A 22,695-nucleotide genomic window follows, 5' to 3' on the forward strand; every position below is an offset into this window, starting at 1 on the left:
TGCGGGGCATAAAGCTACCGCTTAGTAACGACCTGTTGTACGGTTCATCCATGCCCGAAGCAGCTTCCGTACAGGCCACCGTCGGCGACAGCGAGTTCGACCGGGACACCGCGCTCACCCGGCGGGCGCCCGGCGTCTACGACATCGACCTCTCCGCCGGCTGGACGATCATCGGCGCCGTCAACGGCGGCTACCTCCTGGCCGTCCTGGGCCGCGCCCTCGCCGACGCGCTCCCGCACGGCGACCCGTTCACGATCTCCGCGTACTACCTGACCGCGTCCCAGCCCGGCCCCGCGGTCGTCCGCACGGACGTCGTCCGCACCGGCCGGACCCTCTCGACCGGCCAGGCGTCCCTCTTCCAGTACGACGACGAGGGCCGCGAGATCGAGCGGATACGCGTCCTCGCCTCCTACGGCGACCTGGACTCCCTCCCGGACGACGTCCGGACGACGGCGAAGCCGCCCGCGATCCCGCCGATCGAGCAGTGCTTCGGCCCGCAGGACGCCCCCGGCCCCGTGCCCGGTGGCTCCGCCATCGCCGATCGGCTGTTCCTGAAGCTCGACCCCGCGACCCTGGGCTGGGCCCTCGGCGCGCCCTCCGGCAAGGGCGAGATGCGGTCGTGGTTCGGGCTCGCCGACGGCCGTGACGCCGACCCGTTCTCCCTGCTCCTCGCGGTGGACGCGCTGCCGCCGACCGCCTTCGAGATGGGCCTGAAGGGCTGGGTCCCGACGGTCGAGCTGACCGTGCACATCCGGTGCCGTCCGGCGCCGGGACCGCTGCGGGTCGCCATCACCACCCGCAATCTCGCCGGGGGCTTCCTGGAGGAGGACGCCGAGGTCTGGGACAGCGCCGACCGCCTGGTCGCCCAGTCGCGCCAGCTGGCGAGGGCCAGGCTGTCGGACTGAGGCGCCGGGTGCCGGGTGCCGGGTGCCGGGTGCCGGGTGCCGAGGGGACGTTGGTGATCGCTTTGCCGTTCGCACAGGGATGGCACAGCGCGAACTCAAGGGAGCCCCAAGCTGAGTTGATTCGATGCCGCTCACGAACTCCCTCATCGTTCTTGGAGTTGTCTCTCATGAAGCGTGCACGTCTCGTCCCCGCCGTCGCCCTGCTGGCGGCCGCACCCCTCTTCCTGGTGGCGTGCGGCTCCGGCGACTCGTCGTCGTCCACCTCGAACAACGGCAACTCGGGTCAGCAGCAGAGCTGTGCGCCTCCGTCGGGCGCTCCCTCGGGTGCGCCATCGGCCGACGGGCAGGAGCCGTCCGGTGCTCCCTCGGGCGCCCCTTCCGGGCAGCCGTCCGGCGCGCCCAGCGGTGCCCCGGGCGGTGGCGGCCAGAGCGGCGGCCCCGGTGGCGGTGGCGGCTGCGGCGGCCCCGGGGGCGGCCAGGGCGGCCAGCCGCCGAGCGGGGCGCCGAGCGGCGCGCCGAGCCAGGAGGCGTCGGCGTCGGCGGCCGAGGGCAGCTGACCGGCGCGGTGGATCACAGGGAGGGCGCGCCCGATGTGTTCGGGCGCGCCCTCCCTGTCGTGTGCGCGGAGGTCAGTCCAGCCAGTGGCGACAGCCGATGCTGATCAGTCGCATCCGGCGGCTCGCCAGGCGGGTCACCCGCCGGCGTTCTTCCTCCGGTTCGCGCTGGGCCTCCAGGAACAGTGAGGCGGTCATCAGCATCTGATCGACGTACAGGCCCGCGAGCATCAGCCGGTCGTCGTCGGTCCACCCCGCGGTCTCCGGCCGCTTGGCCAGCTCGCCGCGCACCTCCTCGGCGAACCGGGCCAGTTGCCCCTGGATCGCGTCCCGTACCGGCTGGACCCCGCTGTGCCGTTCCCGCGCGATGAACCGGACGTGTGCGGGGTACCCGTCGACGTGGCGGGCGATCAGATCCACGGCGCGCTCGATGAGTTCGTCACTGTCGCCCACCGCCGACATCAGATCCGCCAGCACGGGGTGCAGACTGCCGAGCGCCTCCTCGACCAGCGCGACACCGAGGTCCGCGGTCGACCGGAAGTGTCGGTAGAACGCGGTGGGGGCGACCCCCACGGCCCGGGTGACCTCGCGAAGTCCCAGGCTGCTGAGGCTCTGCTCCTCCAGCAGGGCGAGGGCGGCGTCCATGAGCGCCCGCCGCGTCTTCTGCTTCTGCACCTGCCGGACGCCGAAAGTGTGACTCATGCCATGCAGTTAACAACTGTTCTCCGTAATTGCAAAGCCGGGAGGCGCGCTAGGCTTGGCAGTCAGTGAACAAGTGTAACTACAACCGTTCACCCAACTGTAACGAGAGGCGTTCCCACGATGTTGTTCCTCGTCGCCGCACTTCTGCTGCTGGGTGTCGTCCTGGGCACCGTGGCGCATGTGCCGCCGGCCGTCTCGACCGTCCTGGCCGTCGGTATCGCCCTCTGGCTGGCGATCTTCGCGTACCGCGAGCGCCACGCCCGCCGCGGCCGCGGCACGCACTGACCGTTCACCGCGCCACCGCCACCGCCACCGCCACCGATCCCGCCACTGACTCCGACGCCATCGACTGACGACCGTCCCCCGGAAACCCGTTGGGAGCAGACCGACCATGCAGCTCACCGCCCCGCGCCAGCAGACCGGAAGCACCACCGCCCGCCCCCGAGGCCGTGACGCCGACGGCATGGCCGTCGCCTCCTTCGTCCTCGGCCTCCTGGGCCTCCTCGTCCTGAACCTCTTCCTCGGCCCGATCGCGATCGTCCTCGCGGCGGTGGCCCTCAAGCGCGGCACGACACGACGGGGCCGCGCCTTCCTGGGCCTCGGCCTGGGCATCGCCGACCTGGTCGTCCTCGCCACCCTGATGCAGACGACGAACACGGTGTCCTGGAGCATCTGAGGCCGGAAACCCCCGGTCCACCCCGGAGCACCCCGAGGTCGCCCGGACACGGCCCCGTAGAATCGGCTCACCATGGCTTACCTCGACCACGCGGCGACCACCCCGATGCTCCCCGAGGCGGCAGAGGCCCTGACCGCCCAGCTGAGCGTCACCGGCAACGCCTCCTCGCTGCACGCCTCCGGCCGCCGAGCGCGGCGCACCGTCGAGGAGGCCCGCGAAACCCTCGGCGAGGCCCTCGGGGCCCGCCCCAGCGAGGTGGTCCTCACCTCCGGCGGCACCGAGGCCGACAACCTCGCCGTGAAGGGGCTGTACTGGTCCCGCCGCGACGCGGACCCGGCCCGCACCCGGGTCCTCGCGAGCCCCGTCGAGCACCACGCGGTCCTCGACGCCGTGCACTGGCTCGGCGAACACGAGGGCGCCACCGTCGAGTACCTCCCGGTCGACCCGTACGGCCGAGTCCACCCCGAAGCCCTCCGCGAGGCCATCGCCCGCGACCCCGACGATGTCGCCCTGGCCACCGTGATGTGGGCCAACAACGAGATCGGCACGATCATGCCGGTCCGTGAACTCGCCGACGTGGCAGCCGAGTTCGACGTCCCGCTGCACGCCGACGCGGTCCAGGCCTTCGGTCAGGTTCCGGTCGACTTCGACGCCTCGGGCCTCGCCGCGATGACCGTTTCCGGCCACAAGATCGGCGGCCCCTACGGCATCGGCGCGCTGCTGCTGGGCCGCGAGTACAGCCCCGTACCCGTGCTGCACGGCGGCGGCCAGGAGCGTCATGTCCGCTCCGGCACCCTCGACGTCCCCGCCGTCGCCTCCTTCGCCGTCGCCGGCCGGCTCGCCGCCGAGCAACGCGAGTGGTTCGCCCGGGAGATCGGCGACCTGCGCGACGCCCTCGTCGAAGCGGTCCGTACGGCCGTGCCGGATGCCGTCCTCGGCGGTGACCCCTCCCCGGCGGGACGCCTCCCGGCCAACGCCCACTTCACCTTCCCCGGCTGCGAGGGCGACTCGCTGCTGCTCCTCCTCGACGCCCAGGGCATCGAGTGCTCCACGGGTTCCGCCTGCACGGCCGGCGTCGCCCAGCCCAGCCATGTCCTCCTCGCCACCGGCACCGACCCCGACCTGGCCCGCGGCACCCTCCGCTTCTCCCTCGGCCACACCTCCACGGAGGCGGACGTCGAGGCGCTCGCGAAGGCGATCGGCCCGGCGGTGGAACGCGCCCGCAACGCCGGCCTGACCTGAAGAGCGCTGCCCGTCTGGCAGTCGGGTCGACGGGCAGCGCGGTGGACGCCTCGGTCTCGTCCTCTCCCTGGCGGCGTAGGCGTTCTGCTGACCGCCGTCCATGTCCGGCGGGATGTGCGCGCCGTGGAAGTGGACGCTGGTGTCGGCGTTGAGCGTGATCGTGGTCGTGCCGTCGGAGGTGGTGCCTCCAGCAGGTCGGGGATGTTCAGCGTGGGAGGCGTTGGTCGCCGCGCCCGCCTTGTAGCCCTTGCCTTGCCCTTGCCTCGGTGGCCGGCCTTGCGCTCCGTGTTGTTCGTCATGAGCCGGGATGCTCGACCGGGGGGCTGTGGGAGCACTGGGACGAAATGAGGAGCGGGCCGAGTGCGCTGTGAGCTGCCCGTGCGCGCCGGCCCTCCTCAACTGCTGTGTGTGGAAGGGGAGTTGAGGGATTCGCAGGTCGGGTTCGGGGTGCGGGACGTATCGGACGGCCGCCGGACGGAGGGGCGGCATCGGCACGCGCGTATGTGATGCCCGTCACAGATGTGGCGGTCTGTGGCGGCGCTGTCCCCGGCCCCTCGCACCCCTGTGGCCCCGCTGTCGAGGGTCAGGCGGGAGCCGTCGTCCCGGCCTTCGCCGCCGCGCGCACCAGCTTCATGTAGCGGTCCCAGTCCCAGCCCTCGCCGGGGTCCGTGTGGTCCGTCCCCGGGACCTCGACATGGCCGAGGATGTGCTCGCGGTCGAGAGGAATGTCGTACCGCGCGCAGATCCGGGCCGTCAGCCGCGCGGAGGCCTCGTACATCTCGTCGGTGAAGTCCTCGGGCTTCTCGACGAAACCCTCATGCTCGATGCCGACACTGCGCTCGTTGTAGTCGCGGTTGCCCGCGTGGTACGCCACGTCCAACTCGCGGATCATCTGCGTGACATGGCCGTCCTTGCGGACGATGTAGTGCGCCGCCGCGCCGTGCTCCGGGTCCTGGAAGACCTTCACCGCGCTGTCGAAGCTGCCCTGGGTGACATGGATGATCACCATGTCTATGCCGAAGTCGTCCGGCCGGTCCGCCAGTCGCCAGTTCGCGTCGGACGCCGCGACCCACTTCGCGCCCGTGTAGTCGACCTCGCCGTCCTTGCGCGGCTTGGTGACCCCCGGCACCCGCCACCACGCGCGCGTCAGCTCGTCCCGCGCCACCACGGCCGTACCGACGGCGGCCACGGCCGTGCCGATGAGCAGCGCGCGGCGGCCGACGCGGCGGTCGGCGTCCTTGCCGCCGGAGGCGTTCGCGCCGCCGGCCCCGGACCCGTTCCTCGAAGCCCTTCTCGTTCCCACGAGACCGTCAACGGATACTCGGGGGCTCCGGTTCCCGGCGCCCCTTACCCTTGAAGGGTTATGACTGAGATCTCGCAGCGCACCCGCCCCCTCCGTGTCCTCGCCGCCATGTCCGGCGGGGTCGACTCCGCCGTGGCCGCCGCCCGCGCGGCGGAAGCCGGGCACGACGTGACGGGCGTCCATCTGGCGCTGTCCGCGAACCCGCAGTCGTTCCGGACCGGCGCGCGCGGCTGCTGCACGATCGAGGACTCCCGGGACGCCCGCCGCGCCGCGGACGTCATCGGCATCCCCTTCTACGTCTGGGACCTCGCCGAGCGCTTCCGTGAGGACGTCGTCGAGGACTTCATCGCCGAGTACGAGGCCGGGCGCACCCCCAACCCCTGCCTCCGCTGCAACGAGAAGATCAAGTTCGCGGCCCTGCTCGACAAGGCCCTCGCCCTGGGCTTCGACGCGGTCTGCACCGGCCACTACGCCCAGGTGATCGTGCGCGAGGACGGCACCCGAGAACTGCACCGCGCCTCCGACATGGCCAAGGACCAGTCGTACGTCCTGGGCGTCCTGGACGACAGGCAGCTCGCGCACGCGATGTTCCCGCTGGGCGACACGGTGACGACGAAGGACGAGATCCGCGCGGAGGCCGAGCGCAGGGGGCTGGCCGTCGCGAAGAAGCCCGACTCCCACGACATCTGCTTCATCGCCGACGGCGACACCCAGGGCTTCCTCGCCCACCGGCTGGGCCGCTCCGAGGGCGACATCCTCGACGAGTCCGGCAACGTCCTCGGCACCCACGAGGGCGCCTACGGCTACACCATCGGCCAGCGCAAGGGCCTGCGCATCGGTACGCCCGCACCCGACGGCAAGCCGCGCTACGTCCTCGACATCTCGCCGGTGGACAACACGGTGACGGTCGGCCCGGCGGCCGCCCTCGACGTCGACGCCCTGACCGCGATCCGCCCCCGCTGGTGCGGCGCGGCGCCCACCGGCCCCGGCACCTACACGGCCCAGCTGCGCGCCCACGGCGGCGAGACCGAGGTCCGCGCGGAACTGGTCGACGACACCCTCCAGGTCCGCTTCACCGAGCCGGTCCGGGGCGTGGCCCCCGGCCAGGCGATCGTCCTGTACGACGGCTCGCGCGTCGTGGGGTCGGCGACGATCGCGTCGACCACGCGCGCGAAGGCCGGCGTGGCGTAGGCCCACGGCCACGATCGTCCCTCCCCGGGTAGCCGTCCGCGCGTGCGCGGCGCACGCTGCTTGGTGGGCTCTTTGAGCCCAGCCGGAGGCCCAGACGGGCCGCAGGGGGACGTAGGAGGCCGTGATGACAGCCATAGACCCGTCCGAGCAGCCCGGAAAGGCATCCGAGCAGGCCGCGGGCCCGCCCGCGCAGGGCGGGAGCGCGTCCGGAAAGGGCGAGAAGCGGGTCCGGAGGGAAGCCGGATTCGTGTCCAGGGATCGGCGGAGTCTCACCCATCGGGTCCGTTACGCGCTGCGCCATCCCCGGCGGGTGCCCGCGCACGCCCGGCGGGTGGCGCGGGACACCTGGCTGCAGCTCAAGCACCGTGACCACATCTCCTACTACCGCGCCGTCATGGCCGCCGACACGGCGCGCAGCCCGGAGGCCGCCGTGGGGCACAACCCGTCGGTCGAGAAGTGGGAACGCATGGGCCGGATGCAGTTCGAGTACCTCCTGCGGCACGGCCTGGAGCCACGGCACCGGATGCTGGAGATCGGCTGCGGGAACCTGCGGGCCGGGCGGCTGTTCATCGACCACCTGGACACCGGGAACTACTACGGCATCGACATCTCGCCCGCCATCCTCATGGAGGCCCAGCGCACCCTCGCCCGCGAGGGCCTGCAGGCCAAGCTCCCGCATCTGGCGCTCGTCGCCGACCTCACCTTCTCCTTCCTGCCCGCCGGGTACTTCGACGTCGTCCACGCACACAGCGTGTTCTCCCACTCGCCGCCGCACGTCATCGAGCAGTGCCTCGCCCACGTCGGCCGCGTCCTCGCCCCCGGCGGCTACTTCGACTTCACCTTCGGCCGCACCGACGGCCCCGAACACCAGGTGCTGCACGAGGACTTCTACTACCGGACCGAGACCCTGGTCGAACTCGCCCGGAAACACGGCCTGTCCGCCCGTCTCATGGACGACTGGGAGGACCTGCCGCACCGCCAGTCGAAGATCCGCGCGACGGTCGCGGAGGAAGCCGGTGGACGAGCGGCCCCCGATGTCGGTGCCGCCCCCTAACGTGGACCCATGAACATCTGTGTCTTCCTCTCCGCCGCCGACCTCGCCGACCGCTACACGGGCCCCGCGAAGGAGTTCGCCAAGCTGATCGGCAAGGGCGGGCACACCCTGGTGTGGGGAGGCTCCGACGTCGGGCTGATGAAGGTGGTCGCCGACGGTGTGCAGGAGGCGGGCGGCAGACTGCTGGGCGTCTCCGTCGAGTTCCTTTCGGCGAAGGCACGGCCGGGCACCGACGAGATGGTGGTCGCCAGGGACCTCGCCGAGCGCAAGCGGCTGCTCCTGGAGAAGGCCGACGCGGTCGTCATCATGGTCGGCGGCACCGGCACGCTCGACGAGGCGACCGAGATCCTGGAGCTGAAGAAGCACGGCCACACCGAGATGCCGGTGGTCCTGCTGAACACCGCCGGCTTCTACGACGGGCTGAAGGAACAGTTCCGGCGCATGGAGGACGAGGGCTTCCTGCCCCGCCCGCTGACCGACCTGGTCTTCTTCGCGGAGGAGCCGGTGGGGGCGATGGCGTATCTGGAGGAGAGCCGGGGCGTCGCCTGAGCCGTTCTTCGTCCCGCCCCGGTGATGCGAGCATGACCGCATGGCTACTCATGTGATCACCGGAGCGGGTTCCGGCATCGGCGCGGCCGTCGCCCGCCGGCTGCACGAGCGCGGGGACGACCTCGTGCTGCACGCGCGCGACGCGGGGCGGGCGAAGGAACTGGCGGCGGAGTTCCCGGGGGCGAGGACCCTGGTCGGCGACCTGGCGGACCCGGACAAGCTGTCCTGGGCCTTCTCCCACCAGACGCTGCCCGACCGGGTGGACTCGCTGCTGCACATCGCGGGCGTGGTGGACCTCGGCGCGGTGGGCGACCTGACACCGAAGACGTGGCGGCACCAGCTCAACGTCAACCTCGTCTCTCCCGCCGAGCTGACCCGGCACTTCCTGCCCCAACTGCGGGCCGCGCGGGGGCATGTGGTGTTCGTCAACTCCGGTGCGGGGCTCAACGCGCACGCCGACTGGTCGGCGTACGCGGCGTCGAAGCACGGGTTGAAGGCGCTGGCGGACTCCCTGCGCTGGGAGGAGCACGGCAACGGGGTCCGGGTGACCACGGTCTACCCCGGGCGCACGGCCAGTCCCATGCAGGCGAAGGTGCACCAGCAGGAGGGCAAGGAGTACGACGCGTCGCGGTGGATCGCGCCGGAGTCGGTCGCCACGACGATTGTGATGGCCCTGGACCTGCCCCGGGACGCGGAAGTGAACGACCTCACGGTCCGGCCGGGCGCCTGACAGTTCGGGGGTGCGGGTGCGTTGGCGGGTGCGGCTCCGGAGGGGCTTCTCGCGCAGTTCCCCGCGCCCCTGAAGGGCCTACGGCCCTTTCGGGCCCGAAAAGCACGGGGCGCAGCCCCTGCTTTTCAGGGGCGCGGGGAACTGCGCGACCAGCCCCCACCCACCCGCACCCGACAACGCGCCCCCAGCGGAGCCGTACGCTTCAGGTCGTGAGCGAAGACTTCAGTTTCGGCCCGGCCACCGGCGTGGGTTCCCTGCCGGGCGGAGACGCCCGAGAGGCCGCCAAGACCGTCACCGGCACCTTCGAGTGGCCGGAGACAGGCATGGCGTACCTCCCCGAACTCCCCGCCAGAGGCCCCGGCGCCGACATGATCGGCAGAACCGCGGGCATGCTCGTCGAGCTGTACGCCCGCGTGGAGCCCAGCGGCTGGCGCATCGGCGACCGCCCTGGCCGGGACACCAAGCGGGCCAGGTCGTGGCTCGGCGAGGACCTGGACGCGCTGGAGGAGTTCACCGAGGGGTACGAGGGCCCGCTGAAGGTCCAGGCCGTCGGCCCCTGGACCCTCGCGACCGCGCTGGAGCTGAAGAACGGCGAGGCCGTCCTCTCCGACCCCGGAGCCTGCCGCGACCTCGCCGGCTCGCTCGCCGAGGGCCTGCGCCAGCACCTCGCCGAGGTCCAGCGGCGCGTCCCGGGCGCCACGATCGTGCTCCAGCTGGACGAGCCGTCCCTGATCGCCGTCCTGCGCGGCCAGGTCAAGAGCGCCAGCGGCTACCGCACCCACCGCGCCGTGGACCGCCAGCTCGTCGAGGCCACCCTCAGGGACGTCATCGGCGTGCACGCGGAGCAGGGGGCGGTCGTCGTGCACTCCTGCGCCCCCGACGTACCTTTCGCGCTCCTGCGCCGCGCCGGTGCCACCGGTATCTCGTTCGACTTCACCTTGCTCACTGAGCGTGACGACGACATGATCGGGGAAGCGGTGGAAGGGGGCACGAAGCTACTCGTCGGTGTCGTGCCGACCACCGAGGGGGCGTTGTCAGACCCTGCCGGTAGCGTCATGGGGGTCAGGTCGCTGTGGCGCAGGCTGGGGCTGCATCCGGGGCTGCTCGCGGAGGCGGTCACGGTCACGCCGACGTGCGGGCTCGCGGGGGTCTCCCCGGCGTACGCACGCCGGGCGCTCGCCCACTGCGTCAAGGCGGCGAGATCCCTCGCGGACAACCCAGAGTGACGGAGGACAACACGGTGGCCGGCGACAAGGACGCACAGCCCACAGCGGTACCCGCCGAGGCAGCGGTGCCCGCCGAGGCCCGGGAGCAGCACGCGCGGCTCGCCGAACAGATCGAGGAGCACCGCTTCCGGTACTACGTGAAGGACGACCCGATCGTCAGCGACGCGGAGTTCGACGAACTCCTGCGCACGCTGGAGGCGTTGGAGGACGAGTACAGCGAGCTGCGCACGCCGGACTCGCCGACGCAGAAGGTCGCCGTCGAGTACGAGACCGACCTCGCCGAGGTGGAGCACCGCGAGCGCATGCTCTCCCTCGACAACGTCTTCGACGACGAGGGCCTCGCCGCCTGGGCCGAGCGCGTCGCCAAGGACGTCGGCACCTCCGACTACCACCTGCTGTGTGAGCTCAAGATCGACGGCCTCGCGGTCAACCTGACGTACGAGGACGGCAGGCTCACCCGGGCCGCCACCCGCGGCACCGGGCGGACCGGCGAGGACATCACGCCCAACGTCATGACGATCGCCGAGATCCCGCACCGGCTGAAGGGCGACCGCGTCCCCCGGCTCGTCGAGATCCGGGGCGAGGTCTACTTCCCGATGGAGGCCTTCCAGGGCCTCAACGAACGCCGGGTGGCGGCCGGCGAGAAGCCGTACGCCAACCCCCGCAACTCCGCCTCGGGTTCACTGCGCCAGAAGGACCCCAAGGTCACCGCCACCCTGCCGCTGCACATGGTCGTCCACGGCATCGGCGCCCTGGAGGGCTTCGACGGCGGCTTCACCCGCCTCTCCGAGGCCTACGACCTCCTCAAGTCGTGGGGCCTGCCCACCGCCGAGCACAACAGGGTGGTCGACGACCTCGACGGCGTACGGGAGTTCATCGCCTACTACGGCGAGCACCGCCACTCCGTGGCGCACGAGATCGACGGCGCCGTCGTCAAGCTCGACGAGATCCGGCTGCAGGGCCGCCTCGGATCGACGGCCCGCGCACCCCGCTGGGCGATCGCCTACAAGTACGCGCCGGAAGAAGTCAACACCAAGCTCATCGACATCAAGGTGGGCGTCGGCCGCACCGGCCGCGTCACCCCGTACGCCCAGGTCGAACCGGTCACGGTGGCGGGCTCCGAGGTCGAGTTCGCCACCCTGCACAACCAGGAGGTCGTCAAGGCCAAGAACGTCCTCATCGGCGACACGGTCGTCATCCGCAAGGCCGGTGACGTCATCCCCGAGATCCTCGGACCGGTCGTGGCGCTGCGAGACGAGAAGAAGACGCGCGCGTTCGAGATGCCGACCGAGTGCCCGGAGTGCGGCGAGCCCCTGGCACCGGCCAAGGAGGGCGACATCGACGTGCGGTGCCTCAACTCCCGTAGCTGCCCCGCCCAGTTGCGCGAGCGTCTCTTCTACCTCGCCGGCCGCAAGTGCCTCGACATCGAGCACTTCGGCTACGTCGCGGCCGCCGCGCTCACCAAGCCGCTGGAGCCGTCCGAGCCGCCGCTCCTCGACGAGGGCGACCTGTTCGACCTCACCATCGAGCAGTTGCTGCCCATCAAGGCGTACGTCCTCGACCAGGACAGCGGCCTGCCCAAGCGGGACCCGGAGACCGGCGAGGAGAAGCACGCCATGGTCTTCGCCAACAAGGAGGGCGGGCCCAAGAAGAACGCGGTCGCGATGCTGGAGAACATCCAGGCGGCCAAGAACCGGCCGCTCGCCCGCATCCTCACCGGTCTGTCGATCCGGCACGTCGGCCCGGTGGCCGCCGAGGCGCTCGCGCGCGAGTTCCGCTCCATCGACGCCATCAGGGAGGCGAGCGAGGAGCAGCTCGCCGCCACCGACGGTGTCGGATCGATCATCGCCGCTTCCCTGAAGGAGTGGTTCGCGGTGGAGTGGCACCAGGAGATCCTCCGCAAGTGGAAGGCGGCCGGCGTCCGCCTGGAGGACGAGCGCTCCGGCGAGGACGAAGGCCCCAGGCCCCTCGAAGGGCTGACGGTCGTGGTGACCGGAACACTCGAACACCACACACGGGACGGGGCCAAGGAGGCGCTGCAGAGCCGGGGCGCCAAGGTCACCGGGTCGGTGTCCAAGAAGACCTCCTTCGTCGTGGTCGGCGAGAATCCGGGCTCCAAGTTCGACAAGGCGATGCAGCTCAAGGTGCCCGTCCTGAACGAGGACGGCTTCGCCGTCCTGCTCGAACAGGGGCCGGACGCGGCCGCGGAAGTCGCGCTCCCGATCGAGGAGTAGGGGTTGAAGGCCACCCGTTCGGCGCATACCAGATGCATACGGGTGGCCGGTCGCATTCGGGCAACCGACACCGACCGCTGCCCGTGGAAGCCTTGTGCGGCCTACTGTTGAGGTGTGCGCCTGCCGTGCCCGGACGCGTGGCGGGTTCTCGGACGCGGTGCCGCCCCGGGTTGTTCGGGAGCAACGGGCCGCGTGGCGTGGGCACCGCCGGCTGTGAGAGGGACGGGAATGGAACCGACCGAGAGCGTCGCCCCGGACTCGCGGCTGCGCCTGCGCCGGGTCTCCGGGGCCTGGCGACGGGGACGCTCCCTGCTCATGGGAAAACGCCCGTTCGAGGGACACCGGGAGCCGCGGAACGGGGAGTCCGGAAGTCGGGAGCCGGGAGGCTGGGAGCGTGACCCCGGCCGGACGACTGCGGCGGAGTCCAGGGCAGGGGCCGCCTGGCCGCCGGGCCGTGCGGGCGCGAACGCACGCCCGCTCGTACCGGGCCCGGCACAGCTCACCTCCGGCACCGGGGCCGGCACGGGCGGGGCGCCCTCCCTCACCGGCGCGCTCGCTGAAAGCCGCGGCCACGAACTGCCGGGCCACGACGCCGAGCGTCACCTGTCCTGGCCCGCTCTGCCCGCCGTGATCGTGGGCCTCGCCGGGGCCATCCTGGGCGCCGGTTTCTACCGGGCGTTCGTCGGACAGCACGCCCTCTTCCCGGCCGGGGCGGTCGGCTGGTCCCTCGCCCTGCTCACCGGCATCATCGTCGGCCACCTCGTCGCCATGGGCCGCGCCCGCTGGTGGGGCGGCACCGGCTCCGGCGCCGCCCTCACCCTCGCCGTCCTGCTGCTCTACGGCTGGGTGGCCGCCGGGATGGTCAGCCTCACGGTCGTCGTCCTCGTCGGCGTCGCCCGCCGAGGGCGCTGGCGGCAGGGCGTGCTGCACGGCGCGGTCGACATCCTCGGCATCGGCGCCGCCGCGCTCGTCCTCAGGGTCTTCGGCCGTGTCCCCTCGGTGGAGCAACCCTGGGACCCGAACAGCTGGAACCTCTACTCGGCGCCCCAGGTCGCCCTGGTCGCCATCGCCTATCTCGTCGTCAGCCGCGTTCTGCTCTGGCATCTGGCCGCACCGCGCGGCGGTCTGCCGACCGTCGCGCGCACCGCCCTGGTCAGACAGGGCCTCGTCGCCGTCGCGCTGCTCGGTATCGCCCCGCTGGTCTGCGTCGTCGCCCTCGCCCAGCCGCTGCTGCTGCCGCTCTTCGCCATCCCCCTCATCGCGCTCGACTCCACCCTGTGGATCGCCCGCGCCCGGGCCGAGGAGCAGCTGCGCGACCCGCTCACCGGACTGCCGAACCGCCAGTGGCTGCTGGAACGCACCTGGACCGCCCTGGACGACGCCGAACGCATCGGGGCGAGGTCGGCGCTGATGCTGATCGACCTCGACCGCTTCCGTTCCGTCAACGACACGCTCGGGCACCTCGCGGGGGACCGGCTGCTGTTGCAGATAGCCGACCGGCTGAGGGTCGCCCTGCCCCGCGGAGCGGAGGCCGCGCGGCTCGGCGGCGACGAGTTCGCCGTCCTGCTGCCCGTCGCCGACTCCACCACGTCCGCGTCGCGCGTCGCCCGCAACCTCGTCGCCGCGCTCGGCTCACCGCTCGACCTCGACGGGCTCACCCTCGTCCTGGAGGCCAGCGCCGGGCTCGCCGTCTTCCCCGACCACGCGCTCGACGCGGAGGGGCTGCTGCGGCGGGCGGACGTGGCGATGTACCAGGCCAAGCGCGACCGTACGGGCGTCGAGGTCTACGAGTCCAAGCGGGACTCGAACACCCCGGACCGGCTCGGTCTGCTGGGCGATCTGCGGCGCGCGCTCGACGCGCAGGAGGTCGAGCTGCACTACCAGCCGAAGGTCCAGTTCGACGGCCAGGTCGCCGGCCTCGAGGCGCTGGTGCGGTGGGTGCATCCCGAACGGGGGAAGGTGCCGCCGGACGAGTTCATAGCGATCGCCGAGTCCTCCGGGCTGATGCCGCATCTGACGGAGTACGTCCTGGAGACCGCGCTCGCGCAGGTGGCGCGGTGGCGGGCACAGGGCCTGCACGTACCGGTCGCGGTGAACGTGTCCCCGCGCGACGTCCACACGCCCGGGTTCGCGGGGGCGGTCGCCGCGCGACTGGCCCGGCACGGGGTGCCGGCGGGCGCGTTGCAGCTGGAGATAACGGAACACGTGCTCCTCGAGGACCCGCAGCGGGCCGCGGACACGCTCGCCGGGCTGACCGGGCACGGGGTGAAGATGTCGCTCGACGACTTCGGGACGGGGTACTCGTCACTGGTCCATCTGCGGCGGCTGCCGGTCAGCGAGCTGAAGATCGACCGGTCCTTCGTCGCGCGGCTGGCGATCGACAACGAGGACGCGGAGATCGTGCGCTGCACGGTCGATCTCGCGCACTCGCTGGGGCTGCTCGTCGTGGCGGAGGGCGTCGAGGACGACGAGACGTGGGAGCGGTTGCGGGACCTGGGGTGCGACGCGGTGCAGGGGTGGCTGGTCGCCGCGGCGATGCCTCCCGAGGAGGCGACTGCTTGGCTGCGGGCGCGGGGGTCTCGGGGGTGGCAGCGGCCGACGGCGGCGTTGCCGCCCGCTGCCGCGGATGTGCAGCCGGGCGCCTGAGGGCTCGGGGGTGCGGGCTCTTTGGCGGGTGCGTGGGGCTTCTCGCGCAGTTCCCCGCGCCCCTAAAGGCTCCAGGCCCTGCGGCCTGGAAAAAGCAGGGGCGCAGCCCCGCTTTTTCAGGGGCGCGGGGAACTGCGCGAGAAGCCCCACGCACCCGCATTCGCCCGATTACAGTGCACCCGAGTTACTAGGCGCCCGGCCCAGCGGCGCAGCCAACGCCCCGCGCCCCATAGGATTGGCGCCAAACCACACTCACTCACCCCAGAGGATCGCTGCATGCCTGGCATCACGCGCGAGGAGGTCGCCCACCTCGCCCGGCTGGCGCGTCTGGAGCTGAAGCCCGAAGAACTCGAACACTTCGCGGGCCAGCTGGACGACATCATCGGCGCGGTCGCCCGCGTCAGCGAGGTCGCCGACCAAGATGTACCGCCGACCTCGCACCCGCTGCCGCTGACGAACGTCATGCGCGCGGACGAGGTCCGTCCGTCGCTCACCCCCGAGCAGGCGCTTTCCGCCGCCCCGGCCCAGGAGCAGCAGCGTTTCAAGGTGCCGCAGATCCTGGGGGAGGACTGATCACGTCATGACCGACAGCATCATCAAGCTCACCGCGGCGGAGATCGCCGCGAAGATCGCCTCCGGTGAACTCACCGCAGTGCAGGTCACCGAGGCCCACCTGGCCCGGATCGAGGCCGTCGACGAGAAGGTGCACGCCTTCCTGCACGTCGACCGCGAGGGCGCCCTCGCCCAGGCCCGCGCCGTCGACGAGAAGAAGGCCCGGGGCGAGAAGCTCGGCCCGCTCGCCGGTGTCCCGCTCGCGCTCAAGGACATCTTCACCACGGTCGGCATTCCCACCACCGTCGGGTCGAAGATCCTGGAGGGCTGGATCCCGCCGTACGACGCCACGCTCACCAAGCGCCTCAAGGACGCGGACGTCGTCATCCTCGGCAAGACCAACATGGACGAGTTCGCCATGGGGTCCAGCACCGAGAACAGCGCCTACGGGCCCACCGGCAACCCCTGGGACCTCACCCGTATCCCGGGCGGCTCCGGCGGCGGTTCCTCCGCCTCGCTCGCCTCCTACCAGGCGCCCCTCGCCATCGGCACCGACACCGGCGGCTCGATCCGCCAGCCGGCCGCCGTCACCGGCACGGTCGGCGTCAAGCCGACGTACGGCGCGGTCTCCCGCTACGGCATGGTCGCCTTCTCCTCCTCCCTCGACCAGGGCGGCCCCTGCGCCCGTACGGTCCTGGACGCGGCCCTGCTGCACGAGGTGATCGCCGGGCACGACCCGCTCGACTCCACCTCCATCGACGCCCCGGTCCCGCCGGTCGTCGAGGCCGCCCGCAACGGCAGCGTCGCCGGGATGCGCGTCGGTGTCGTCAAGCAGTTCCGCGGCGAGGGCTACCAGGCCGGTGTGGTCCAGCGGTTCGACGAGTCCGTCGAGCTGCTGAAGGAGCTGGGCGCCGAGATCGTCGAGCTGGACTGCCCGTCGTTCGACCTGGCGCTGGCCGCGTACTACCTGATCGCGCCGAGCGAGTGTTCGAGCAACCTCGCCCGCTTCGACGGACTGCGCTACGGCCTGCGGACCGGCGACGACGGCACGAACTCGGCCGAGGCCGTCACCTCCCTCACCCGTGAGGCGGGCTTCGGCCCCGAGGTGAAGCGCCGCATCATGCTCGGCACGTACGCACTCAGCTCCGGCTACTACGACGCGTACTACGGCAGCGCCCAGAAGGTCCGTACGCTCATCACCCGGGACTTCGAGAAGTCGTTCGAGAAGGTCGACGTCATCGTGTCGCCGACCACGCCCACCACCGCCTTCCCGATCGGCGAGCGCGCCGACGACCCGATGGCGATGTACCTGGCGGACCTCTGCACCATCCCGACCAACCTCGCGGGCAACGCCGCGATGTCCCTGCCCTGCGGCCTCGCGCCGGAGGACGGGCTGCCGGTCGGACTGCAGATCATCGCCCCGGCGCTCAAGGACGACCGTCTTTACAAGGTCGGCGCCGCCGTCGAGGCCGCCTTCGTGGAAAAGTGGGGCCACCCGCTTCTCGAGGAGGCTCCGTCGCTGTGAGCAACGCACTGTCCAAGGCCAAGGACTTCCAGAAGTCCAAGTCCGGTACGTACGTGTCCATCGCCACCACCGCCTTCGGCGCGTGGGGCATCGCCAAGCGGATCAAGAAGGCCCGCGCCGATCAGGACACACTGCGGCTGATCGACGCGTCCGTGGCCGCCGTCGGCATCGTCACCGGCCTCGCCATCCTGTACCGCGAACTGAAGCGGCTGGGCGACGACGACGTCCTGCTGGGCTGAGAGGGAAGTTTCCACCGTGACCACCACGACCGACCTGGTGTCGTACGAGGACGCCCTGGCGTCCTACGACCCCGTCATGGGCCTCGAGGTTCATGTCGAACTCGGCACCAAGACCAAGATGTTCTGCGGCTGTTCGACCGAACTCGGCCAGGACGCCAACACGCAGACCTGCCCCACCTGCCTCGGCCTGCCCGGCGCGCTTCCGGTCGTCAACGCGATCGGCGTCGAGTCGGCGATCAAGATCGGTCTCGCGCTGAACTGCGAGATCGCCGAGTGGTGCCGCTTCGCCCGGAAGAACTACTTCTATCCGGACATGCCGAAGAACTTCCAGACCTCCCAGTACGACGAGCCGATCGCCTTCAACGGCTACCTCGACGTCCAGCTGGAGGACGGCGAGACCTTCCGCGTGGAGATCGAGCGCGCCCACATGGAGGAGGACACCGGCAAGTCGACGCACGTCGGTGGCGCGACGGGCCGTATCCACGGCGCCTCGCACTCGCTGCTCGACTACAACCGCGCGGGCATCCCGCTCATCGAGATCGTCACCAAGCCGATCGAGGGCGCGGGCGAGCGGGCTCCCGAGGTCGCCAAGGCGTACGTCCGTGAGCTGCGCGAGGTCATCAAGGCACTCGGCGTCTCCGAGGCCCGGATGGAGATGGGCCAGATGCGCTGCGACGTGAACCTGTCGCTGCGCCCGCACGGCCGCGAGAAGTTCGGTACGCGTTCGGAGACGAAGAACGTCAACTCGCTGCGGTCCGTCGAGCGGGCCGCCCGCTTCGAGATCCAGCGGCACGCGGCCGTGCTGAGCGGCGGCGGGACGATCATCCAGGAGACCCGGCACTTCCACGAGGACACGGGGTCCACGACCTCGGGCCGCGTGAAGGAGGAGGCCGAGGACTACCGGTACTTCCCCGAGCCGGACCTCGTGCCGGTGGCCCCCTCGCGCGAGTGGGTCGAGGAACTGCGGGCCGCGCTGCCCGAGCTGCCGCTGGTCCGCCGCAACCGGCTCCTCGCGGAGTGGGGCATCTCGGGTACCGAGATGCAGGCGATCCTCAACGCCGGTGCGCTGGACCTCATCGTCGCCACCATCGAGGCCGGGGCGGACGCCGCCTCCGCCCGCAAGTGGTGGATGGGCGAGCTGGCCCGCAGCGCCAACGAGTCGGGCAAGGCGCTGGACGAGCTGGCCATCACGCCGGAGCAGGTCGCCCGGGTCACCGAGCTGGTCTCGAAGGGCGACCTGAACGACAAGCTCGCCCGTCAGGTCATCGAGGGCGTCCTCGCGGGCGAAGGCACCCCGGACGAGGTCGTCGACCAGCGCGGTCTGAAGGTCGTCTCCGACGAGGGCGCCCTGACCACGGCCGTCGAGGAGGCCATCGCGGGCAACCCGGCCATCGCGGACAAGATCCGCGGCGGCAAGGTGGCCGCGGCCGGTGCCCTGGTCGGCGCCGTCATGAAGGCCACCCGCGGTCAGGCGGACGCGGCCCGCGTCAAGGAGCTGATCCTGGAGAAGCTGGGCGTCGACGAGGGCTGAACGGCCGGCGGTTCCGTCGCGTATCCCTGAGGGCGGCGCATCACTGCGATGTGCCGCCCTCAGGCGTGCGTACGGCCGTGACGCGGGGTGACAGAGTGCCGCTGTCTGTCCTGTGAGGTGCCTCCCATCCCGTGTGAGGAGACCCTCAAAGGGGCCAAACGATCACATTGTGGTGCGAGAGTTGCGGGAATCCCTCATGCCTCCCCCCTCAGGAGCACGACCCGTGGCAGCCCTCGCGCGCTGGTGTGTCCGGCACCGTCTTGTCGCAGTCCTTCTGTGGCTTCTCGCCTTCGCCGGCACGGCCGCCGGCGCCGCCGTCGCGGGAGCCGCGTACTCGAACGACTACAAGACCCCCGGAACCGAGTCCAGCCGCGCCACCGAACTGCTGAGCGAGGGCTTCCCGGGCGTCAGCGGTGACAGCGCCACCGTCGTCTGGCACACGAGCGACGGGACCGCGAGCGTGCGGGCCGCCGCCGTCGAGCAGACCATGACGCGGACCCTCGACGAGATCGCCGACCTGCCGGGCGTCGCCGCCGTGACCGACCCCTACGACGGCGCCGACGGCGGCCGGATCAGCGAGGACGGCCGTACGGCGTACGCCACCGTCACCTTCGACCAGCCCGCCGAGGACGTGGACAAGGCGCAGGCCGAGGCCGTCGTCGACACGGCGAAGGCCGCCGAGGGCGACGGGCTCCAGGTGGAGCTGGGCGGCACCTCGATCGGCCTCACCGAAACCTCCGGCGGGCACCTCGCGGAGATCGTCGGTGTGCTCGTCGCCGCCGTCGTCCTCTTCCTCGCCTTCGGCTCGCTCGCCGCCTCGCTGCTGCCGATCGCCACCGCGCTCGTCAGCGTGGGCACCGCCTACGCGGGGATCACCCTGCTCGGGCACGCCATGACGGTCGCCGACTTCGCGCCCATGCTGGGCACCCTCATCGGCCTCGGCGTCGGCATCGACTACGCGCTGTTCATCGTGACCCGGCACCGCCGGGGGCTGAAGCGGGGCCTGTCCGTCGAGGAGGCCGCGCGGAGCGCCGTCGCGACCACCGGACGGGCCGTGGTCTTCGCCGGCGCCACGGTCTGCATAGCCCTGCTGGGCATGCTGATCCTGCGGCTCGGCTTCCTCAACGGCGTCGCGATCGCCGCCTCCCTCACCGTGGTCCTCACCGTCGCCGCGTCCGTGACGCTGCTGCCGGCTCTGCTGTCGTTCATCGGCATGCGGGCGCTGAGCCGCCGCGAGCGCCGCCGCCTCGCCGAACACGGCCCCGAGCCCGAGCTGCCCACCGGCTTCGCCGCCCGCTGGTCTGCCTTCGTCGAGCGGCACCCCAAGAAGCTCGGCGCGCTCGCCCTCGTCGTCATGACCCTGCTCGCCCTGCCCACGCTCGGACTGCGCCTCGGCACCTCCGACCAGGGCAACGACCCGCAGACGACCACCACCCGCCAGGCCTACGACCTCCTCGCTGGGGGCACCTCCCGCTCAAGCGCAGCCGAGAGTGGGGGAGGCTTCGGGCCCGGGGTGAACGGCCCCCTGACCCTGGTCACCGAGGTCGACGGCGCCGCCGACGAGGTCGCCCTCGACAACCTCGACACCACGCTCAGGGCCACCGAGGGCGTCTCGGCGGTGACCCCGGTGACGTACAACACCGGCGGCGACACCGCGTATCTCACCGTCGTCCCCGACTCCTCCCCGCAGTCCGCGAGGACCAGCGAGCTGGTCGAACGGCTGCGCGACGAGGTACTGCCGCGCGCCGAGACCGGTACCTCGCTGGAGCTGCACGTCGGCGGGGTGACCGCCGGTTACGACGACTTCGCGGACGTCATCGTCGGCAAGCTCCCGCTGTTCGTCGGCGTCGTCATCGGCCTCGGCTGTCTGCTCCTCCTGCTCGCCTTCCGGTCCGTCGGGATCCCGCTCAAGGCCGCCGCGATGAACGTCGCCGCCGTCGCCGCCGCGTTCGGCGTGGTTGTCGCGATCTTCCAGTGGGGCTGGGGGAGCGAGCTGCTGGGCCTCGGCCGGGCCGGGCCGATCGAACCCTTCCTCCCCGTGATCATGGTCTCGGTCCTCTTCGGGCTCTCCATGGACTACCAGGTCTTCCTGGTCAGCCGGATGTACGAGGAGTGGCTGGAGACCGGCGACAACCGGCGCGCGGTCCGCGTCGGCCTCGCCGAGACCAGCCGAGTGATCAACTCCGCGGCGGTCATCATGATCTCCGTCTTCCTCGCCTTCGTGCTCAGCGGCGACCGCGTCATCGCCATGTTCGGCATCGCGCTCGCCGCCGCCGTCGCCCTGGACGCCTTCGTCCTGCGTACGCTCCTCGTCCCCGCCCTCATGCACATGCTCGGCGGCGCCAACTGGTGGCTGCCCCGCTGGCTCGACCGGCGCATGCCCCGCATCAGCATCGAACCGCCCGAGACCCGCGCCGCCCATGAGAGGCTCGCGGACGTCGTGGTGGACGATCTGGAGAAGGAGCGGCCGAAGGATGTACGCGATATCCCTGGGTGACGACGGAGCCCAACTGCGGCCCCTGGAACCCTGGCACGCCGAGGAGTTCCTCGCCCACCTGGAACGGGGACGGGACTTCATCAACCAGTACGTCCCCTTCGGCCAGAGCGCCACGGACGTCGACGGGGCACGCGACGTCCTCCAGCGGTACGCCGACATGCGCGCCGCCGACACCGGCTCCCTGCACGGCATCTGGCTCGACGGCACACTCGTCGGCGGGGTCCTCTTCCTCAACTTCGACGCGGAGAACGCCAACTGCGAGGTCGGCTGCTGGCTGGAGCCCGCCGGCACCGGGCGAGGGCTCGTCACCCGCGCCATGCGGATCCTCATCGACTGGGCCGTCGACGTCCGCGCCGTCCACCGGGTCGAGTGGATCGCGGCCTCCGGCAACACGCCGAGCCTCGATGTGGCACGACGGCTCGGCATGGTCAGGGACGGTGTGCAGCGCGAGAGATATCCCCACCGGGGTGTCCGGCACGACTTGGAGATATGGTCCGTCCTGGCGCCCGAATGGCGTGCGGCACGCGCCCGCAGCGCTCACAAGGATCGTTAAGAAACCTCTCAGACAACATTCGTACGGTGCGAGGTATGGGAACCAAGACAGTGGACGAGACCGGGGCCGACACGGGCGCCGAGGCCAGGAACGACGACGAGGCGGTGAACATCACCAAGGAGGACGCGGCGAAGGAGGATGCCGCGACGGAGGCCGAGGGCCAGACCCCGGCCGACGACTCCGAGGAGGCCGCGGAGTTCGACGAGGAGTTCCCGCCGGCCACCGCGAAGGCGACGCCGGGCGTCGGCCAGGGTGCCGCCGGCATCGTGTCCGTGGTGCTGGGCCTCGTCTCGCTGACCGGGGGCTGGGTCGGCAGCGTCGCCTCCGCGCGTGAGGAGATCACCGGACAGCTGGAGATGCAGGCCGCGACGAACGCGACCGTCGCCACCCAGCTCCAGGCCGTCTACGGCGACGCCTGGCACGCCTCCGCCCTGTGGGGCGGCATCTTCGCACTCGTCGGCCTGATCGTCGGCGTCGCCGTGCTGGTGCGGCCCGCGTTCGGCGACCCCGACCAGGTGCAGACGCCGTGGATCAAGTCGGTGGCCTGGGCCGGTGTCTCGGTCGGCTTCATCGGGCTGGTGCTGGCCGCCCTGAAGTACTCCGACATCCTGCTGGCACTGCCGAAGACCTGACCCGGGCGCACGCCCGCCCGGACAGGGCGGACCGAGCGGCTTCTGAGGGGCCTTAGACCCGCCGTAGGGATGCCTACGGCGGTCCTAAGGCCCCTCCCGCCTTTCAAGATGCGGAACTCTCCCGATGTGGCGCACCCCCCTCACGGACGAAGGT

Annotated in this window: 21 protein-coding genes; 19 read left to right on the plus strand and 2 right to left on the minus strand. The window is 71.4% G+C overall.

All coding sequences use genetic code 11. The features are described 5' to 3' along the window. Window positions 1-50 precede the first annotated feature (50 nt). Together PUR53_RS13715 and PUR53_RS13720 are read left to right on the plus strand one after the other, a co-directional pair. The gene (locus PUR53_RS13715; protein ID WP_329897004.1) at window positions 51-905 is read left to right on the plus strand and encodes a thioesterase family protein; all 855 of its coding nucleotides are present in this window, start codon (window positions 51-53) and stop codon (window positions 903-905) included. A 167-nt stretch (window positions 906-1,072) separates the two neighbouring features. After that, window positions 1,073-1,462, plus strand: coding sequence for a hypothetical protein (locus tag PUR53_RS13720; RefSeq protein WP_329897005.1), 390 nt, complete (start codon window positions 1,073-1,075; stop codon window positions 1,460-1,462). Window positions 1,463-1,534: 72 nt separating this feature from the next. Here PUR53_RS13720 and PUR53_RS13725 read toward each other — a convergent pair whose 3' ends face one another. Further along, window positions 1,535-2,161: a TetR family transcriptional regulator gene (locus tag PUR53_RS13725; RefSeq protein WP_329897006.1), complete on the minus strand. Its 627-nt coding sequence runs from the start codon at window positions 2,159-2,161 to the stop codon at window positions 1,535-1,537. 120 nt (window positions 2,162-2,281) lie between these two features. On the opposite strand from PUR53_RS13725, the gene PUR53_RS13730 reads away from it, so the two are divergent. The 3 genes from PUR53_RS13730 (at window position 2,282) to PUR53_RS13740 (ending at window position 4,079) form a co-directional block, all read left to right on the plus strand. Beyond that, window positions 2,282-2,446 carry a hypothetical protein gene (locus PUR53_RS13730; protein ID WP_184899684.1) on the plus strand — a complete coding sequence of 55 codons (165 nt, stop codon included), beginning with the start codon at window positions 2,282-2,284 and terminating at the stop codon, window positions 2,444-2,446. A gap of 106 nt (window positions 2,447-2,552) precedes the next feature. Beyond that, window positions 2,553-2,837 (plus strand): DUF4190 domain-containing protein, encoded by a 285-nt coding sequence (locus PUR53_RS13735; protein ID WP_329897007.1) that lies wholly within the window; start codon window positions 2,553-2,555, stop codon window positions 2,835-2,837. Between the two features lie 72 nt (window positions 2,838-2,909). Further along, on the plus strand, window positions 2,910-4,079 hold the full coding sequence (locus PUR53_RS13740; protein WP_329897008.1) for a cysteine desulfurase family protein: 1,170 nt from the start codon (window positions 2,910-2,912) through the stop codon (window positions 4,077-4,079). A gap of 583 nt (window positions 4,080-4,662) precedes the next feature. Here PUR53_RS13740 and PUR53_RS13745 read toward each other — a convergent pair. Next, window positions 4,663-5,382 (minus strand): N-acetylmuramoyl-L-alanine amidase, encoded by a 720-nt coding sequence (locus PUR53_RS13745; RefSeq protein WP_329897009.1) that lies wholly within the window; start codon window positions 5,380-5,382, stop codon window positions 4,663-4,665. Between the two features lie 60 nt (window positions 5,383-5,442). Between PUR53_RS13745 and mnmA the strand changes: the two genes are divergently transcribed. From mnmA to PUR53_RS13815, 14 genes are all read left to right on the plus strand, one after another. Next, on the plus strand, window positions 5,443-6,573 hold the full coding sequence (gene mnmA / locus PUR53_RS13750; protein WP_329908443.1) for a tRNA 2-thiouridine(34) synthase MnmA: 1,131 nt from the start codon (window positions 5,443-5,445) through the stop codon (window positions 6,571-6,573). Window positions 6,574-6,697: 124 nt separating this feature from the next. Beyond that, entirely contained in the window at window positions 6,698-7,627 is a 930-nt protein-coding gene (locus PUR53_RS13755; RefSeq protein WP_329908444.1) for a class I SAM-dependent methyltransferase, read from the plus strand. Between the two features lie 9 nt (window positions 7,628-7,636). Next, on the plus strand, window positions 7,637-8,176 hold the full coding sequence (locus PUR53_RS13760; protein ID WP_184899694.1) for a TIGR00730 family Rossman fold protein: 540 nt from the start codon (window positions 7,637-7,639) through the stop codon (window positions 8,174-8,176). A 40-nt stretch (window positions 8,177-8,216) separates the two neighbouring features. Next, the gene (locus PUR53_RS13765; RefSeq protein WP_329897012.1) at window positions 8,217-8,906 is read left to right on the plus strand and encodes an SDR family oxidoreductase; all 690 of its coding nucleotides are present in this window, start codon (window positions 8,217-8,219) and stop codon (window positions 8,904-8,906) included. A gap of 209 nt (window positions 8,907-9,115) precedes the next feature. Continuing rightward, window positions 9,116-10,132 (plus strand): methionine synthase, encoded by a 1,017-nt coding sequence (locus PUR53_RS13770; protein ID WP_329908445.1) that lies wholly within the window; start codon window positions 9,116-9,118, stop codon window positions 10,130-10,132. A gap of 14 nt (window positions 10,133-10,146) precedes the next feature. After that, entirely contained in the window at window positions 10,147-12,366 is a 2,220-nt protein-coding gene (ligA, locus tag PUR53_RS13775; protein WP_329908460.1) for an NAD-dependent DNA ligase LigA, read from the plus strand. Window positions 12,367-12,594: 228 nt separating this feature from the next. Further along, window positions 12,595-15,012, plus strand: a complete 2,418-nt coding sequence (locus tag PUR53_RS13780) for a putative bifunctional diguanylate cyclase/phosphodiesterase (protein ID WP_329897014.1) — start codon at window positions 12,595-12,597, stop codon at window positions 15,010-15,012. Window positions 15,013-15,288: 276 nt separating this feature from the next. Continuing rightward, a complete protein-coding gene (gene gatC, locus PUR53_RS13785) occupies window positions 15,289-15,585 on the plus strand; it encodes an Asp-tRNA(Asn)/Glu-tRNA(Gln) amidotransferase subunit GatC (protein ID WP_005480000.1) in 297 nt (98 codons plus the stop codon). A 7-nt stretch (window positions 15,586-15,592) separates the two neighbouring features. Further along, on the plus strand, window positions 15,593-17,089 hold the full coding sequence (gatA, locus tag PUR53_RS13790) for an Asp-tRNA(Asn)/Glu-tRNA(Gln) amidotransferase subunit GatA (RefSeq protein ID WP_239757414.1): 1,497 nt from the start codon (window positions 15,593-15,595) through the stop codon (window positions 17,087-17,089). After that, a complete protein-coding gene (locus PUR53_RS13795; protein WP_239757415.1) occupies window positions 17,086-17,328 on the plus strand; it encodes a hypothetical protein in 243 nt (80 codons plus the stop codon). The genes gatA and PUR53_RS13795 overlap by 4 nt, the downstream gene beginning before the upstream one ends. Before the next feature lie 16 nt (window positions 17,329-17,344). Beyond that, the gene (gatB, locus tag PUR53_RS13800; protein WP_329897015.1) at window positions 17,345-18,859 is read left to right on the plus strand and encodes an Asp-tRNA(Asn)/Glu-tRNA(Gln) amidotransferase subunit GatB; all 1,515 of its coding nucleotides are present in this window, start codon (window positions 17,345-17,347) and stop codon (window positions 18,857-18,859) included. A gap of 223 nt (window positions 18,860-19,082) precedes the next feature. After that, a complete protein-coding gene (locus tag PUR53_RS13805; protein WP_329908446.1) occupies window positions 19,083-21,356 on the plus strand; it encodes an MMPL family transporter in 2,274 nt (757 codons plus the stop codon). After that, window positions 21,334-21,909 (plus strand): GNAT family N-acetyltransferase, encoded by a 576-nt coding sequence (locus PUR53_RS13810; protein WP_329897017.1) that lies wholly within the window; start codon window positions 21,334-21,336, stop codon window positions 21,907-21,909. The genes PUR53_RS13805 and PUR53_RS13810 overlap by 23 nt, the downstream gene beginning before the upstream one ends. Window positions 21,910-21,944: 35 nt before the next feature. Next, the gene (locus PUR53_RS13815) at window positions 21,945-22,541 is read left to right on the plus strand and encodes a hypothetical protein (protein WP_329897018.1); all 597 of its coding nucleotides are present in this window, start codon (window positions 21,945-21,947) and stop codon (window positions 22,539-22,541) included. Window positions 22,542-22,695 lie beyond the last annotated feature (154 nt).

Origin of the sequence: Streptomyces sp. SP18BB07, from assembly GCF_036322545.1 — a bacterium.
Classification (GTDB): Bacteria; Actinomycetota; Actinomycetes; order Streptomycetales; family Streptomycetaceae; genus Streptomyces; species Streptomyces deccanensis.